Below are 15,831 nucleotides of genomic sequence, written 5' to 3'. Positions count from 1 at the left end.
CCTCTTGTTGCTTTGGCTTATTCCTGACATAATGGGTTTAAAGTGTCAGGATGTCAATTGACAATTTAGACAATAAATGTCAGTGCTTTTGATATGAAAGATTCAAGTGACGATACACGGCAAAAGGCGATCCTGAATTCGGCGTTTCAAGCCTTTTCCACTTATGGGTACCGAAAGACCTCGATGGACGATATCGCGCGTGGGGCGGGGATGTCGCGACCTGCGGTCTATCTGCACTACAAGAACAAAGAGGCGATCGTCAGCAAACTGACCGAGTTATACTATGCCGAAAAAAGCGTCGCGGTGGCGCAGGCGCTGGCGACAAAGGGTTCGGTGCCCGAGGTATTGACCCGAGCGGTTCAGGCGCAGACTGACGGGATGGCTAGAATTCTGGCCTCACCTCACGGGCTTGAGATGCTGGACAACACCAAGTCCTTGTCTTCTGAAATCATCGCGGCGGGCGAGGCTAAACTGGCCGGGCTTTACACGGATTGGCTGACGCAAGAGGAAAAGGCGGGCCGTGTGCATTTGCGGGCCGACGCGTCAGAGACGGGCCGAACGATTACGGCCACGCTCAAAGGGTTAAAGCTGATCGGCGCCGGGGCCGAGATCTATGAACAACAAGTGGCACAGGTTGCTGCCCTTTTCGGCGCCGGGCTTGAAGTCAGGTAACGCGCTGGCGGACTTTGTATTCCGGCGCGTCCCACAGTTTGTTCTGCATCACATCGGCCAGAATTTCCGTCGCTTGGATCACGTCGCCCTCGTCGATATAGAGCGGTGTAAAGCCAAAGCGCATAATGTCAGGCGCGCGGAAATCGCCAATCATACCCCGGGCGATCAGGGCCTGCATCGCGGCATATCCTTCTTTGAAGCGGAATGAAACCTGGCTGCCGCGGTCCTCTGGCGTTCTGGGACTGGCCAATTGCAAGTCGGGGCAGGATGCCTCGACGCGACTGATGAACAGCTCAGTCAGGTCAATAGACTTCGCGCGAACATCCGCCATCTCTGCCATGTCCCAGATATCCATGGCCGCAGACAAGGCCGTCATCTGGATCACGGGGGGCGTGCCCACGCGCATCCGCTCAATCCCGTTGCCGGGGCGATAGTCCAGGTCAAAAGCAAAGGGGGATTCGTGACCCAGCCAGCCAGACAAAGCCGGTCGCACCGTACCAGCCAGTCGCGGTGCGACATAGATAAACGCTGGCGCGCCGGGGCCGCCGTTGAGGTACTTATACGTGCAGCCCACAGCGAAATCGACATTGCATCCTGCAAGTTCGACTGGAATTGCCCCGGCGGAATGGGCCAGATCCCAGACCGTCACCACCCCGTTGGCATGGGCCAGTTCGGTCAGCGCCTTCATGTCATGCATTCGACCCGAGCGGTAATCCACCTCGGTCAGCATCAAAACCGCGACCTCTTCTGTGATCGCATCGGCAACGTCTTCGGGGTCTACAACGCGCAATTCATAGTCTTCGCCCAGCGAGCGCAGCAGACCATCCGCCATATACAGGTCCGACGGGAAGTTGCCGTTATCTGACAGGACAACCTTGCGGGTCGGGTTGAGCTCGAGCGCGGCGGCCACGGCCTGATAGACCTTGATCGACAAGGTGTCGCCCGTGACGACGCTGCCTTGTTCGGCACCGATAAGGCGGCCGATGCGGTCACCCAGCCCGGTGGGCAGACCCATCCACCCGGCCTTGTTCCAACCGGTGATCAACATCTGACCCCATTCGTTTGTCAGCATCTCCTGCACCCGCGAGGTCGCGGATTTGGGCAGAGGGCCCAATGAGTTGCCGTCCAGATAGATCACACCCTCGGGCAGGTCGAACATGGCTTTGGTTGCTGCAAAGTCGGTCATGAAGGCTCGCTTATTTGTGAAATTTCATGTGCTTGCTTCTGAGGTAGCCCATCCTCACATGCGTGTCTATCGATGCGACATACTGGTCTTTTGCCATTTTGGGTCAAAAGCGGTAGGACATGGCCCAGAAGCGACGTGGCCCCGGTCTTGTCGCCACTTATGAGGGCATAACATGCGCTGGATAGATGTACCGCCAGTTTGGTTGATCGCCTTTGCTGTGGCGGCCTGGATGCAGGCAAAGTACCTGTCGTTCGGCTTGTCCCTTGAAAGTGGTTTTACCGACCTGCTCAGCGGCGCGCTGATCGGCGGCGGGATCTTGATGGCAGTTCTGGCCGTGGTCGAATTCCGCCGTCACCAGACAACCGTAATTCCCCATGAAACACCATCGTCGATGGTCCAGTCGGGCATCTACAAGCGGAGCCGAAATCCGATCTATGTGGGTGACGTTCTGATTTTGGCCGGTCTTGTGCTGCGGTTTGACGCCGTGTTGTCTTTGGTTCTTGTACCGGTCTTTGTCTGGGTGCTGGAACGCCGGTTCATCCTGCCGGAAGAAAACCGCCTGCGCCGAACATTCCGGGCTGACTTTGCCCGCTATGAGCGCAAGACCCGGCGATGGATCTAGGGTGATGCTCTTTATGATTTCACATAAAAAATGCTGCACTTGCGAAATAATATTGCGCAGGATACATCTTTGCTTAACAAAGAATACCGACCACCCGCTCAGACAGAGTAAGAATTAGGGGGACTGCCAGTGAAGATAGGCACGCCAAAAGAAAGACTGGACGGTGAGAACCGGGTTGCGATGACACCTGAGTCTGCCGTGCAATTGCAGAAACTGGGCTATGACTGCCTGATCGAAAAAGGGGCAGGTGCTGCTGCGGGCTTTTCGGATGCTGCCTATGAAGCCGCAGGTGTCGAGGTCGTAAAAACGGCAGCGTCGCTGTGGAAGGCTGCCGACATCGTCGCCAAGGTGCGCATTCCGACCGAAACCGAGATGAAGCGTCTGACCAAGGGTAAGACACTGATTTCCTTCTTCAATCCTGCGGGCAACGAAGAAGGAATGGAGCTGGCAAAGTCCAAGGGTGCCAACGTCATCGCCATGGAAATGGTGCCACGTATTTCACGTGCCCAGAAGATGGACGCGCTTTCTTCGATGGCCAATATCGCGGGTTATCGCGCGGTGATCGAGGCAGGCAACAACTTTGGCCGCTTTTTCACCGGTCAGGTAACGGCTGCCGGTAAAGTGCCGCCTGCCAAGGTGCTGATTGTGGGCGCGGGTGTGGCTGGCCTGGCCGCCATCGGAACCTCGACCTCGCTGGGCGCGATCACCTATGCGTTCGACGTGCGCCCCGAAGTGGCCGAACAGGTCGAATCGATGGGCGCCGAGTTTGTCTATCTGGATTTCGAGGAAGACCAGCAGGACGGTGCGGCCACCGGCGGCTATGCCTCGGTCCAGTCCGAGGAATTCCGCAACGCGCAGCTGGCCAAGTTCCGCGAACTTGCTCCGGAAATAGACATTGTAATCACCACCGCGCTGATCCCGAACCGCGAAGCGCCTGAGCTTTGGACCAAGGATATGGTCGAGAGCATGAAGCCGGGTTCGGTTATCGTTGACCTCGCGGCGGAAAAAGGCGGCAACTGCAAGCTGACCGTCGCAGATGAGAAGATCGTGACCGATAATGGCGTGACCATCATCGGCTATACCGACTTCCCCAGCCGGATGGCAGCGCAATCTTCGTCGCTTTATGCCACCAACATCCGTCACATGATGACCGACCTGACGCCTGAAAAGGACGGTCAGATCAATCACGACATGGAAGATGACGTGATCCGCGGCTCGACCGTGACGCATGAGGGTGAGATCACCTTCCCGCCGCCACCACCCAAGGTGCAGGCGATTGCGGCGCAGAAGAAGCCCGAGGTCAAGGAATTGACCCCGGAAGAGAAAAAAGCGCAAGAGATTGCAGCCTTCAAGGCGCAGACCAAGCAGCAGTTCACCTTGCTGGGGGTAGGCGGTGCGCTGATGCTGCTGGTGGGGCTAATTGCTCCGGCCAGCTTCATGCAGCACTTCATCGTCTTCGTACTGGCCATCTTTGTGGGCTTCCAGGTGATCTGGAACGTCTCACATTCGCTGCACACACCGCTGATGGCGATCACCAATGCGATCTCGTCGATTATCATCGTCGGGGCCTTGATGCAGATCGGGTCGGGATCGTTCCTGGTCATTCTGCTGGCGGCGCTGTCCGTCTTCATGGCGGGGATCAACATCTTCGGCGGCTTCCTCGTAACCCGGCGCATGCTCGCCATGTTCCAGAAATCTTAAGGAGGCCGGGCACATGGATTATGGCTTCACTACTGCCGCATACGTTGTTGCGGCTGTCCTTTTCATCCTTTCGCTCGGCGGTCTGTCGAACCAGGAAAGCGCGAAACGCGCGGTCTGGTACGGCATCGTCGGTATGGCACTGGCGGTCTTCGCCACACTTGTTGGCCCCGGTTCCGGTCTGTGGCTGCTGTCGCTGCTGCTGATCGCGGGCGGCGGCCTGATCGGTCAATATGTGGCGCAGCGCGTCCAGATGACCGAGATGCCGCAACTGGTGGCTGCGATGCACTCGCTGGTTGGTCTGGCGGCTGTGTTTGTGGGTTTCAACGCGCATTTCGAGATCGGCAACGTAGCGCAGGTCATGGCAATCGCGGATTCCGCGAAAGAGGCTGATCTGCATGATCTGGGCGCTTTTGCCAAGCTGATTGCCAAGAAGACACCGGCGGAACTGGCAATTCTGCACGTGGAACTGTTCCTTGGTATTTTCATCGGCGCGATTACCTTTACAGGCTCGGTTGTGGCCTATGGCAAGCTGGCGGGCAAAGTGACGTCGGTGGCGACCAAGCTGCCCGGTGGCCATGCGCTGAACGCCACGGCTGCGGGTCTCTCGCTGATCTGCCTGGTCTGGTACACCTCGACCGGCGGCTTCTTCCCGCTTTTCCTGATGACCTTGGCGGCGCTGTTCATTGGCTATCACCTGATCATGGGTATCGGCGGTGCTGACATGCCGGTGGTTGTGTCTATGCTGAACAGCTATTCGGGCTGGGCGGCTGCGGCGATCGGTTTCTCGCTGGGCAACGACCTGCTGATTGTGGTCGGTGCGCTTGTGGGTTCGTCGGGTGCGATCCTGTCCTACATCATGTGTAAGGCGATGAACCGGCATTTCGTCAGCGTGATCCTGGGTGGCTTTGGCGGCCCACAGGGTGAGCAGATGGCCGTTGAGGGTGAACAGATCGCAATCGAGGCTGATGGCGTCGCTGCGGCTCTGAATGACGCCGACAGCATTGTCATCATCCCCGGCTACGGTATGGCCGTGGCTCAGGCGCAGCAGTCAGTCAGCGAGCTAGTCCGCAAGCTGCGCGCCAAGGGCAAGAACGTGCGTTTTGCAATCCATCCTGTTGCCGGTCGTCTTCCAGGACATATGAACGTTCTGCTGGCCGAGGCAAAGGTTCCGTATGACATCGTTCTGGAAATGGACGAGATCAACGACGATTTCCCTGACACGGATGTGGCCATCGTCATTGGTTCCAACGACATCGTGAACCCAGCGGCGCAGGAAGACCCAAACAGCCCCATTGCTGGAATGCCGGTTCTGGAATGCTGGAAGGCCAAGCAGGTGTTCGTGTCTAAGCGCGGTCAGGGCACCGGCTATTCAGGCATCGAAAACCCGCTGTTCTTTAAAGAGAACACTCGCATGTTCTATGGCGATGCCAAAGCATCGTTGGACAAGCTTTTGCCGATGATCGATTGAGCCAATAGCTGTAATCAAATTGCAAAGGGCGCCTGAGGGCGCCCTTTTCCTTTGTACTGGAGGAGGCTTTGCCTCCTGACCCCCAGGATATTTTTAGCCAGATGAAGCCGTAGCACGTGGTATGATTGGGTGATGGATCAGGAGGTCGATGATGCAGAAGGTGAATGGAATAGGCGGTGTGTTCTTTCGGGCAAAGGACCCACAGGCGTTAAGCGCTTGGTATCAGACTCACTTAGGTGTCAATCACTACGATCCCGCACCTTGGAAGCAGCGTGAAGGTTATACGGTATTTGCCCCGTTTGCGCAGGATACCGAGTATTTCGGGCAGGCAGATCAACAGTGGATGATCAATTTCCGTGTTGATGATCTGGCTGCGATGATAGCGCAGTTGCAGGCTTCGGGAATCAGGGTCGAAACCAATCCGGACTGGAACAGTGAGGTTGGGAAATTCGCCCGCATCCATGATCCGGAAGGCAATCCCATTGAGCTGTGGCAGCCAAATCAATGAGATAGCAGATTTGTATACCATTGTATCCCTGTAAGTATATGAAATAAAAAGAGAATTGATGTAAATCCTTTGTGTCGTATAGTGCGCGGGATGAGGCGGAGCACTGAATGACACCGATAGATGACCATCCCCTTCGCTATGCGTTGGCCAATGAGTTGCACGCGCGACCGTTCCCGGTCGCATCAATGCCCTGTACGGTGACCTTTCTGGCGATCAAGAAACCGGAAGCTGCCGTCGCCCGTGATCGGCGTGAGGATTTGGCCCATTTGATCAACCTTCTGGATCGCCATGGTGCACAGCATCCGCAGCCTGATGCCACACATTACGCCGGTCAGATCGGTAGACATTGGCTGAAATGGGAGCAACACACAGAGTTTGTCACCTATACTGCAATCGCGCAGAACGTGAGCGACCGCGCGTTCAACCCGGCCGATTTCGAAGTCTTTCCGCCGGATTGGCTGATGGCCAGCCCGGGGCAAAGGGTCACGTCTGTGATGGTTCGCGTGATAGAACGTGAAAGTGACGATGCGATTAAATCCAAATTGCTGGATTGGTTCGAGCCTGAAAGCCTGGCTGTGGCCAGGGTGTTGGATGATGCTGCCGTGTGCGCGAGCGATTTTCGTATTGATCCGGCAGGTCACATGCGCTTTGCAATGTTTGTGGCCGAGGGGACTGGTCGGCGTCGGACGGGGCGGGTTCTCCAGCGCCTCTGCGAGATTGAGACTTACAAGGCGATGTCCATGTTGGGTTTCGCACGCGTTAAGCAACTGATGCCGCGTATCGGGGAATTGGACGGGCAGCTGACCCAGTTGATGGGGCAAATGACTGACAACTCGGCCCAGCCTGACGCGCTTCTGAACGATCTCTTGTCGACCTCGATTGAACTCGAAACTTTGTCAGCCCGGTGTTCGTTCCGGTTCGGAGCAACGGGTGCATACGAAGCTATCGTTAACCAGCGGATTGAAGTGCTGCGCGAAGAGCGGTTCCAGGGCGGTCAGAACTTTGCCGATTTCATGATGCGGCGCTATGACCCTGCGATCCGTACCGTAAAATCCACTGAACGCCGTCTTCAGGCATTGTCCGACCGGGCCATCCGTGCGGGCGAGTTGTTGCGGACCAGGGTGGACGTGGAGCGCAGTGAGCAGAACCAGGCGCTGTTGGAAAGCATGGACCGTCGGGCCGATCTGGCCTTGCGTCTGCAACATACAGTCGAGGGGCTTTCTGTTGTTGCCATCAGTTACTACGCGGTTTCTCTGGTGAGCTATCTTCTGTATCCGCTGACGGCTTCGGGCATCAGCAAGGGTATGTTGACAGCGGCGGTTACAATCCCCGTTGTGGCCGGAGTATGGTTCGCAATCCGACGGATCCGTAAGCGGCTTGGTTGAGCGTCAATTGCCAAATCTTGCTGGACCTGTAGAACAGGGGTGTTTGGCGAGCGGCATGAGGGTTTTCGGTGACTACCATATTTGCAGCATGGCGGGCTGTTGCCGCCATGTTTATCCTCAACGGAGCTCTGTTTGGTATCTGGGCGTCGCGCATTCCAGCCATGCGCGACCAATTGGATCTGTCGCATGAGGCGTTGGGCTACGGGCTCTTGTTTATGGCGGCGGGTGCAGTCTGTTCGTTCCCCATTACAGGGCGGTTGACGGACAGCTTTGGTGCGGTTTCGATCACCCGCGTCATTGCCGTTCTTTACACGCTGTCGCTGATCTTGCTTGCCTTGGCTGGAGGGTTCTGGGGGCTTGCAGCCTTCTTGTTTGTCTTTGGTGCCTTCCACGGATCCATGGACGTTGCGATGAACGCCTGGGCGGCCGAAGTCGAACAGGCATACGACAAGCCCGTGATGTCTTCGTTTCATGCGATGTGGAGCCTTGGGGCCGGACTTGGCGCGATCAGCGGATATCTCGCGGTGCAATTGGGGCTGACCGTTCTTGTGCATTTCCTTGTGGCAGGGGGAATCGTTGTCGGTCTCGCTTTGGTAATGTCCAGGGTGCGTTGGACGTCAAAAAGATCGGAAGGAGCACGCGGAAAGGTTTTTGCGCTGCCATCCGGGGTGTTGGTTCTGGTTGGGTTTACAGCCCTGTGCGGCGCGTTGGGCGAAGGGGCCGTTGCAGATTGGAGTGCGATTTTTCTGCGTGACATAACGGACGCAACTGAAAGCGTTGCAGCTCTGGGCTACGCAGTCTTTTCTGTGGCCATGGTGGCGTGCCGCCTTGGGGGGGCCATCGTGATTACTCGGTTCGGTCCCGTTTCTACAGCCCGTTTCGGGGGCATTTGCGCCGCGCTGGGTGTATTCGGAGTGGTTTCAGCGGTGACACCGCTGCCTGCACTGGCGGGCTTTGCTCTGATGGGGGCGGGGTATGCCGTGATCATGCCATTGGCGTTCAGCCGTGCGGCGGGCGATCCGGACGTTCCGCCCGGGCAAGCCATCGCAAGTGTAGCAACTTTGGGATATGGGGGGCTGTTGATCGGGCCGCCATTGATCGGGTTTCTGGCCGAGTTGTTTGGCCTGCGTCTGGCGTTCTCGGTGTTGTTGCCGATGGCAATTCTGATCGTTTTGTCAGCCGGCGCGCTGAGGCGCGCCGACTGAGATTGGCTTAACGTCCGCGTATACGAGGATCCAGCGCGTCGCGCAGGCCATCGCCCAGATAGTTGACGCTGAGAACGGTCAACGAGATTGCCAGACCGGGCCAGAACACGCGCTCGGGGTATTGCTGCAGGTAGTCGACCCCATCGAACAGCAAGCGCCCCCAGGTTGGGAAGTCGGGTGGGAAGCCCAGCCCAAGGAAGGACAGCGCGCTTTCGGTGATGATCGCCGTGGCAATCCCCAGCGTCGCCGACACCATGATCGGGGACAGCACGTTGGGTAGAATGTGCCGCGTGATGATCTGCGAGTTACTGGTACCGATGGACCGGGCGGCCAGAACGAATTCACGCTCTTTAATGGCCAATACGTCGCCGCGCACGATCCGTGCCGTGGGCATCCACGATGTAATGCCAATGGCGCAGACGATCAGGATGAATATCCCGCGCTCAAGCCCGAATGCTGCGGACAGAGGCTCGCGGAACAGCAGCATCATGACCAGTAGCAGGGGCAGCAGGGGCAGGGCCAGAAACAGATCGGTCAGGCGCATAAGCGGCCCGTCCAGCCGTCTGAAAAACCCGGCCAGAACCCCGATGAACGATCCCAGAAACAGCGCCAGCAGCATCGCGGTGATGCCCACGGAAACCGAGGTTTGCCCGCCTGACATCATGCGTGCCAGAATGTCCCGGCCCAGTTGGTCGGTGCCGAACGGGTGCGACCAGCTTGGGCCCTGATTGCGCGAGCGGATGTCGATCTGCGTCGGATCAATGCTCCAGAGATATGGCCCCAGATAGACACCTGCAACGATGAAGAAGAAGAGGATCGCCCCCAGCATCGCGCCCTTGTGGGTCTTGAACTGATCCCACACATCGCGCCATTGGCTGCGGGGCGGGGTTGCCAGCTCTTCCATCACATCCGCCGTCGGCAGAGCGGTAGAGGCCGGGGCTAGTCCTTCATCCGGGATCAGCGTGTCTGATTTGTCATGATCAGTCATAGCGAATCCTCGGGTCCAGAATGCCGTAGAGAACGTCGGCGATCAGGTTGAACAGAACGATCAGCACGGCAAAGATGAAGGTCAGTGTTTGCACCATCGGCAGGTCGTTGGCCTGAATTGCGCCGATCAACAACTGACCGATGCCGTTCACTTTGAACACCTGTTCGGTGATGATGGCGCCACCAAAGATGGCCGGGATACCCAGCGCAATTACGGTAACCACCGGGATCATCGAGTTGCGCAGGACATGGACCATAACCACGGTGTATTCGCTGAGCCCCTTGGCGCGCGCAGTGCGGACGTAATCCTGGTTGAGATTGTCCAGCATCGAGGCGCGCATGAACCGGCTGAGCTGCGCGGTGATCTGCAAGGCCAGAACCATGACCGGCATAATCATCTGCTTTAGTTGCAGCATAAAGCTGTCCCAGCTGTTCACTACAAGAGTGGTATCATAGATCGACGGAAACCAACCCAGTTGTACCGAGAAGACCACGATCACCAGAACGCCCGAGAAGAAGGGCGGGACCGAGAAGCCGACCATAGACACGAATGTGCCCATCTGGTCGAACCAGGAATACTGGCGGTAGGCCGAATAGATACCGATCGGCAGCGCGATCAGGATGGCAACGATATAGGCGGTGCCGACAACCCACAGGGTCTGCGGGATACGCTGAACAACGATGTCCATGACCGGCGAACGGGTCTGCCAGGAAATCACGCGCAAGTCGCCTTCAGAGAAGGTGGTGCCGAACATTGCGTCGACCAGAACCTGCGGTTCGATCCAGAAGAACTGTACGATCCATTTCCAGAACCGGATATGCATCGGTTGGCCAAGGCCCAGGGCCTCGCGCATCTTCTCTTTGACTTCGGGGGGGACAGTGAGCGGAACCTGCGCCATCGGATCGCCGGGTGCGAGTTCGAGGAGCAGGAAGATGACGAGGCTGATGAACAGCAGTGTTGGAACGGCCAGCACCAGTCGTCTGATTGTAAAATTGAGCATTAAGAGGCGCCTTTATATGCGTCTTCTTGTTGGAGCGGTGTGCAAATGACCGCGCCCCGATAACGATCGGGGCGCGGCTTTGCAAGATCAATGCTTAGGAACCGGTTTTGCGGTACCAGTCCGCAATGTTCCACAGCTCGCTGTCCCAAACGTTCAGGACAACGCCACCCAAGGTGTTTGCGTGCGCCGACAGACGACCACGGTGAACCAGCGGGATCATGCCGCCGTTTTCAACCATGATGTCGTTCAGCTTTTTCGCGATCTCGGCGCGGGCTTCCAGACCGGCAGTTTCGGCCAGCTGACCATGCAGCTTGTCGAACTCTTCGTTGCAGAAGCGGCTGATGTTTTCACCCTGCCACTGTGTGTCGGGGCGAGGGGCCTTGTCGCACAGGCCGTTGCCCAGATAGGACTGCGGGTCGGTGCCGTTGAAGGTATTGGCGTACATCTCAACGTCCGCATAGAACTTCTGGAAGGTGTCAGGCGAACCCGGGTCACCACCAAAGAAGACCGACGCGTTGAGGTTGCGCAGCTCGGATTCGATTCCGATCTGGCTCCACCACTCTTTGACCAGCGCCTGGAAGTCCTGACGGACAGCGTTGGTCGAGGTCTGGTAGACGATCTTCAGAGGAACGCCGTCTTTTTCACGCACGCCGTCGCCGTCAGTATCGACGATACCGGCATCATCCAGCAGCTTCTTCGCGCCTTCGATATCCTGCGTGTCGCAGGTCATCGATGTCGAGTTAAACGCAGCCGGAGCAGGAACCCAGTTACAGGTTACTTTACCTGCCTGACCATAGCCGATCTCAACCAGCAGCGGGCGGTCGATGGCCATGGACATGGCTTTGTAAACCGCGGGGTCTTGCAAGAACGGGTGCGGATGCGCAGCTGTCGAACGCTCACCCTCCGGCAGATCGGGCGACGGATTGGTCTGGTTCAGCATGATACGCTCGACCAGCGGACCGAAGCCAGCAACGGGTGTACCTTTGCCGCCTTCCTGCATCTGCGCGATCACTTCGGGTGCCAGTTGCAGGTTCCAGGCATAGTCAAACTCGCCTGTTTCCATGACTGCGCGGCCCGCAGCGGTTGCATCGCCGCCACCTTTGAAAGTCACGCTCGCAAAGGCTGGCTTGGCCGGATCGCGATAGTTGTCGTTGGCAGCGAAGGTGATCACGTCGTTGGGCTTGAACTCGGTGACGACAAACGGGCCGGTGCCAATCGGGTTGAAGTTCTGATTGGTGCACTCAGGTGCCTTCGCGCCCACGCAATCGGCGAACTGAGCGGCTTGAATGATCGGGCTCTCACCACCTACGAAGGGACCATAAGGGAAAGGAGTCGGAGCATCGAACGTGACCTTCACAGTCAGGTCGTCCACGGCCTCAATCGAGGTGACGCCTTCGAACTTTGTGACCTGTGCACAGCCGCCTTCGGGGTGCATGCAGTAATCAGCGGTGAATTTCACGTCCGCCGAAGTGAAAGGTGAGCCATCCGACCACGTGATTCCGGGAGCAATTTTCCAGGTGATCGAGGTCAGGTCTTCGCTGACGCCGCCGTTTTCAACAGTCGGGATTTCCGCCGCGAGGAACGGAACCATGTTGCCGTCTTGGTCATAGCGCGCGAGCGGTTCAATCACCAGCGACGCTGCTTCTACATCTTTTGTGCCGCCCGACAGGAATGGGTTCAGGATCGACGGGGCCTGCCAATAGATGATGCTGACATTGCCGTCCGACCCGCGCTCAGCAAAGGCCACCGGGGCCATTGCCGTGCTTGCAATCGCACCAAGCAAAAGGGTTTTGATTTTCATAGTTTACTCCCGAATTGGACACGTTTGTGTCTCGATTATTTCCGCAATGCCTGCGGACTTGGCGTTGCTGCCTTGGGCAAGGTTTTGATCGATAACGATAATAGCTCTAACGTGTTTTAACGCGTGCTCGCCCCAAAGCAGTTACGTTGGGTATCGAAACAGAACTTAAAAAAAATGCAAGTGGTGCCGTCGCGAAAATGTGTAATGGGTTTGACTTTTCCCGGCAGCCCACCGTAGCGTTCGGCACTCAGAACAAAAATGACAACGTCAGGGGAGCGTGCGCGTGCTGGATCAGCCTATTGCACAAATCAAAAAACTGCGGGTGGAATTTCAGACCAAGGACGGCCCTGTCGTTGGTGTTGAAGATGTTTCGTTCGAGGTAAATCCAGGCGAAACCGTTTGTATCGTTGGCGAATCGGGCTCTGGAAAGTCTGTGTCATCGCTGTCTCTGATGCGGTTGGTCGAATTCGGCGGGGGCGAGATTGCGGGTGGCGAACTGTTGTTTGATCGCCGTGATGGCGAAGAGATGGACCTGTCCAATGCCGATCAGGATCTGATGAAACAGATTCGCGGAAACGAGATCGGGATGATCTTCCAGGAACCGATGACCGCCCTGAACCCCGTTTTCACCGTCGGACGTCAGTTGACCGAAGGGTTACGCATCCACAAGGACATGTCGAAATCCCAGGCCGAAGAACGGGCGCTGGAACTGTTGCGCCAGGTACGAATTCCCGAACCCGAGCGCCGTTTGCAGCAATATCCGCACGAGTTGTCAGGTGGGATGCGTCAGCGTGTTGTCATTGCGATGGCCATGGCGTGCGAACCGCGTCTGTTGATCGCGGATGAACCTACCACAGCTCTGGACGTAACCATTCAGGCCGAGATTCTGGCTCTGATGGACCGGCTCAAGCGGGAAACCGGTACGGCGGTGATGTTCATCACCCATGACATGGCAGTGGTCGCGCAGATGGCGGACCGTGTGGTGGTCATGTTCCGCGGCAACAAGGTCGAAGAAGGCACAGTCAAAGAGATCTTTGAAAACCCGCGGCATGACTACACCAAGGCCCTGCTGGCAGCAGTTCCGAAATTGGGTGAAATGCAGGGTAAATCCGCGCCCGAGCCAATGAAACTGCTGGGTGTGGAAGGGCAGAACATCGCGCCGATCCCCGGGACCGAAGAGGTTCTGTTGACCGTCAAGAATCTGACGACGCGCTTTCCGGTCAAGGGCGGGCTGCTGCGACGCACGATTTCGAACGTTCATGCGGTCGAAGACGTGTCATTTACGCTGAACAAAGGTCAGACCCTTAGCCTTGTGGGTGAATCCGGTTGCGGCAAGTCAACGGCGGGGCGTTCGATCCTGCGGCTGGTCGAGCCGCTGTCGGGCGAAGTCAATCTGGATGGCGTCGACATCAAGAAACTGGATCCGTCCGGATTGCGCAAGGCGCGGCTGGACATGCAGATGATCTTCCAGGATCCGTTCGCCTCACTGAACCCGCAGATGCAGCTGGTGGACCAGGTGGCCGAGCCGATGCGCAATTATGGTGTTGCGTCTGGGTCGGAGCTACAGGACCGCGTGGCACAACTGTTCGACAAGGTGCAGTTGCCGCGCAGTTTCATGCGCCGCTTCCCGCATGAAATGTCCGGCGGTCAACGCCAGCGGATCGCGATTGCCCGGGCCTTGGCCCTGAACCCAAAGCTGATCATCGCGGATGAAGCGGTTTCCGCTCTCGACGTGTCGGTACAGGCGCAGGTGCTGAACCTGATGATGGAACTGCAATCCGAACTGGGCCTGTCCTATCTGTTCATCAGCCACGATATGGCCGTTGTCGAACGGGTCAGCCATTATGTAGGGGTCATGTATCTGGGTCGCATCGTCGAACTTGGCCCGCGCGCTCGGGTATTCGAGAACCCGCAGCACGCCTATACGCAGGCGTTGATGAAGGCGGTTCCAATCGCGGATCCGAACAAGCGGAAATCGGAAAAGGACCTGAACTTCAAACCGATCCCGTCTCCGATCCATCCTGTCGGTCACATGCCGGAACCTTCTAAATATCGCGAGGTTGAGGCGGGTCACTTCATCTTGACGACGGACAGCGGATACTAATCCCAATGGCAAATCGCCTGACGCCGCTTGAGATCATGACCAAGCTGATCTCTTTTCCGACTGTAAGCCGTGAAACCAATCTGCCACTGGTGGATTGGGTTGAAGAATACCTGCAAGGCCATGGGATCGAACCGCATCGTTGGCCAGATCCGGATCAACCGCACAAGGCCGCAATCTTTGCGCATGTTGGTCCATTGGAAGAGGGCGCGGTGATTCTTTCTGGCCATACCGACGTCGTGCCGGTGGATGGGCAGCCGTGGGATACGGACCCGTTCACCGTGACCGAGAAGGACGGCAAGTATTTCGGACGCGGCACCTGCGACATGAAAGGCTTTGATGCGCTGGCCATATGGGCCCTTGTCGAAGCACATTACGCAGGGGTCCAACGACCATTGCAGCTTGCGCTCAGCTTTGATGAAGAAGTCGGCTGTACCGGCGCGCCGCCGATGATCAAGGCGATGCAGGAGGGTCTGCCGAAAGGTTCCGCCGTGATCGTGGGTGAACCGTCGATGATGCAGGCCGTGACGGGGCACAAAGGCGGGTTTGGCTTTGACACCCACATCGTGGGATTCGAAGTTCATAGCTCGATCATGCATACGGGGGTCAACGCGATCATGGAGGCTGCGCCTCTGATCGATTGGGCGAACCAGCAAAACGCCGAGAACATGGCGGCAGAACCCAGCCCGGTTGCCGCCGTGTTCGATCCGCCATGGACAACCTGTCACGTTGGCATGATTGAAGGTGGCACAGCCCATAACATCACGGCCAAAGATTGCCGGTTCATGATGGATTTCCGAACCGTACCGGATGAAACCAAAGCGCAATGGCAGGATGCGTATTTTCAGCAGGTGCGCGCGATTGAGGCTCGGATTCAGGCTGCGCATCCGGAAGCCCGTATTGAGCTGTCTGAAAACTTCGCGATTCCGGGGCTTGTGCCTGAACAGGATGGCGAGGCCGAAGCTTTGGTGCGCGTGCTAACCGGGGACAATGCAAGTCACGTTGTCAGTTATGGGACGGAGGCGGGCCAGTTTCAGGAGGCAGGGTATTCTGCTGTGATTTGTGGGCCGGGCGATATTGCACAGGCCCACCAGCCGAATGAGTTCATCTCGGTTGCGCAGTTCGAAGCTGGGCAAAAGTTCATGCAGCGCCTGGTTGAAAAGCTGGGCACCTGATCCGACGTAAAGCAGTGAC

Annotated in this window: 13 protein-coding genes; 9 read left to right on the top strand and 4 right to left on the bottom strand. The window is 57.4% G+C overall.

What is annotated here, in order from left to right; all coding sequences use genetic code 11:
* Positions 1-93: 93 nt before the first annotated feature.
* A complete protein-coding gene (locus ALB80_RS04375; protein ID WP_050602805.1) occupies positions 94-672 on the top strand; it encodes a TetR/AcrR family transcriptional regulator in 579 nt (192 codons plus the stop codon).
* On the opposite strand, the gene kynU is transcribed toward ALB80_RS04375, so the two are convergent.
* On the bottom strand, positions 665-1,858 hold the full coding sequence (gene kynU, locus ALB80_RS04370) for a kynureninase (RefSeq protein WP_050602804.1): 1,194 nt from the start codon (positions 1,856-1,858) through the stop codon (positions 665-667). The two genes, ALB80_RS04375 and kynU, sit on opposite strands and share 8 nt — an antisense overlap.
* A gap of 172 nt (positions 1,859-2,030) precedes the next feature.
* Here kynU and ALB80_RS04365 point away from each other — a divergent pair, with 172 nt between their 5' ends.
* From ALB80_RS04365 to ALB80_RS04340, 6 genes are all read left to right on the top strand, one after another.
* Entirely contained in the window at positions 2,031-2,480 is a 450-nt protein-coding gene (locus ALB80_RS04365; RefSeq protein ID WP_050602803.1) for an isoprenylcysteine carboxylmethyltransferase family protein, read from the top strand.
* Between the two features lie 129 nt (positions 2,481-2,609).
* Positions 2,610-4,181 carry a Re/Si-specific NAD(P)(+) transhydrogenase subunit alpha gene (locus ALB80_RS04360; protein ID WP_050602802.1) on the top strand — a complete coding sequence of 524 codons (1,572 nt, stop codon included), beginning with the start codon at positions 2,610-2,612 and terminating at the stop codon, positions 4,179-4,181.
* A gap of 13 nt (positions 4,182-4,194) precedes the next feature.
* Positions 4,195-5,649: an NAD(P)(+) transhydrogenase (Re/Si-specific) subunit beta gene (locus ALB80_RS04355; protein ID WP_050602801.1), complete on the top strand. Its 1,455-nt coding sequence runs from the start codon at positions 4,195-4,197 to the stop codon at positions 5,647-5,649.
* Between the two features lie 151 nt (positions 5,650-5,800).
* Positions 5,801-6,157: a VOC family protein gene (locus tag ALB80_RS04350; protein ID WP_050603017.1), complete on the top strand. Its 357-nt coding sequence runs from the start codon at positions 5,801-5,803 to the stop codon at positions 6,155-6,157.
* Positions 6,158-6,264: 107 nt separating this feature from the next.
* Positions 6,265-7,542, top strand: a complete 1,278-nt coding sequence (locus ALB80_RS04345; RefSeq protein ID WP_050602800.1) for a DUF3422 family protein — start codon at positions 6,265-6,267, stop codon at positions 7,540-7,542.
* A gap of 68 nt (positions 7,543-7,610) precedes the next feature.
* On the top strand, positions 7,611-8,747 hold the full coding sequence (locus tag ALB80_RS04340; RefSeq protein WP_050602799.1) for an MFS transporter: 1,137 nt from the start codon (positions 7,611-7,613) through the stop codon (positions 8,745-8,747).
* 7 nt (positions 8,748-8,754) lie between these two features.
* Here ALB80_RS04340 and ALB80_RS04335 read toward each other — a convergent pair whose 3' ends face one another.
* The 3 genes from ALB80_RS04335 to ALB80_RS04325 form a co-directional block, all read right to left on the bottom strand.
* The gene (locus tag ALB80_RS04335) at positions 8,755-9,735 is read right to left on the bottom strand and encodes an ABC transporter permease (RefSeq protein ID WP_050602798.1); all 981 of its coding nucleotides are present in this window, start codon (positions 9,733-9,735) and stop codon (positions 8,755-8,757) included.
* Positions 9,728-10,735 (bottom strand): ABC transporter permease, encoded by a 1,008-nt coding sequence (locus ALB80_RS04330; protein WP_050602797.1) that lies wholly within the window; start codon positions 10,733-10,735, stop codon positions 9,728-9,730. The genes ALB80_RS04335 and ALB80_RS04330 overlap by 8 nt, the downstream gene beginning before the upstream one ends.
* Before the next feature lie 94 nt (positions 10,736-10,829).
* Positions 10,830-12,536, bottom strand: a complete 1,707-nt coding sequence (locus tag ALB80_RS04325; protein WP_050602796.1) for a peptide ABC transporter substrate-binding protein — start codon at positions 12,534-12,536, stop codon at positions 10,830-10,832.
* Positions 12,537-12,819: 283 nt separating this feature from the next.
* On the opposite strand from ALB80_RS04325, the gene ALB80_RS04320 reads away from it, so the two are divergent.
* Positions 12,820-14,640, top strand: a complete 1,821-nt coding sequence (locus ALB80_RS04320) for an ABC transporter ATP-binding protein (protein WP_050603016.1) — start codon at positions 12,820-12,822, stop codon at positions 14,638-14,640.
* A gap of 5 nt (positions 14,641-14,645) precedes the next feature.
* Positions 14,646-15,812, top strand: a complete 1,167-nt coding sequence (argE, locus tag ALB80_RS04315; RefSeq protein WP_050602795.1) for an acetylornithine deacetylase — start codon at positions 14,646-14,648, stop codon at positions 15,810-15,812.
* The last annotated feature ends 19 nt before the right edge of the window (positions 15,813-15,831 follow it).

It is taken from the genome of Ruegeria sp. 6PALISEP08 (assembly GCF_001238295.1).
In the GTDB taxonomy this organism is placed as follows: domain Bacteria; phylum Pseudomonadota; class Alphaproteobacteria; order Rhodobacterales; family Rhodobacteraceae; genus Ruegeria.
The sequence above is the reverse complement of the archived record's forward strand: the minus strand, read 5'-3'. Positions and strand labels throughout refer to the sequence as shown.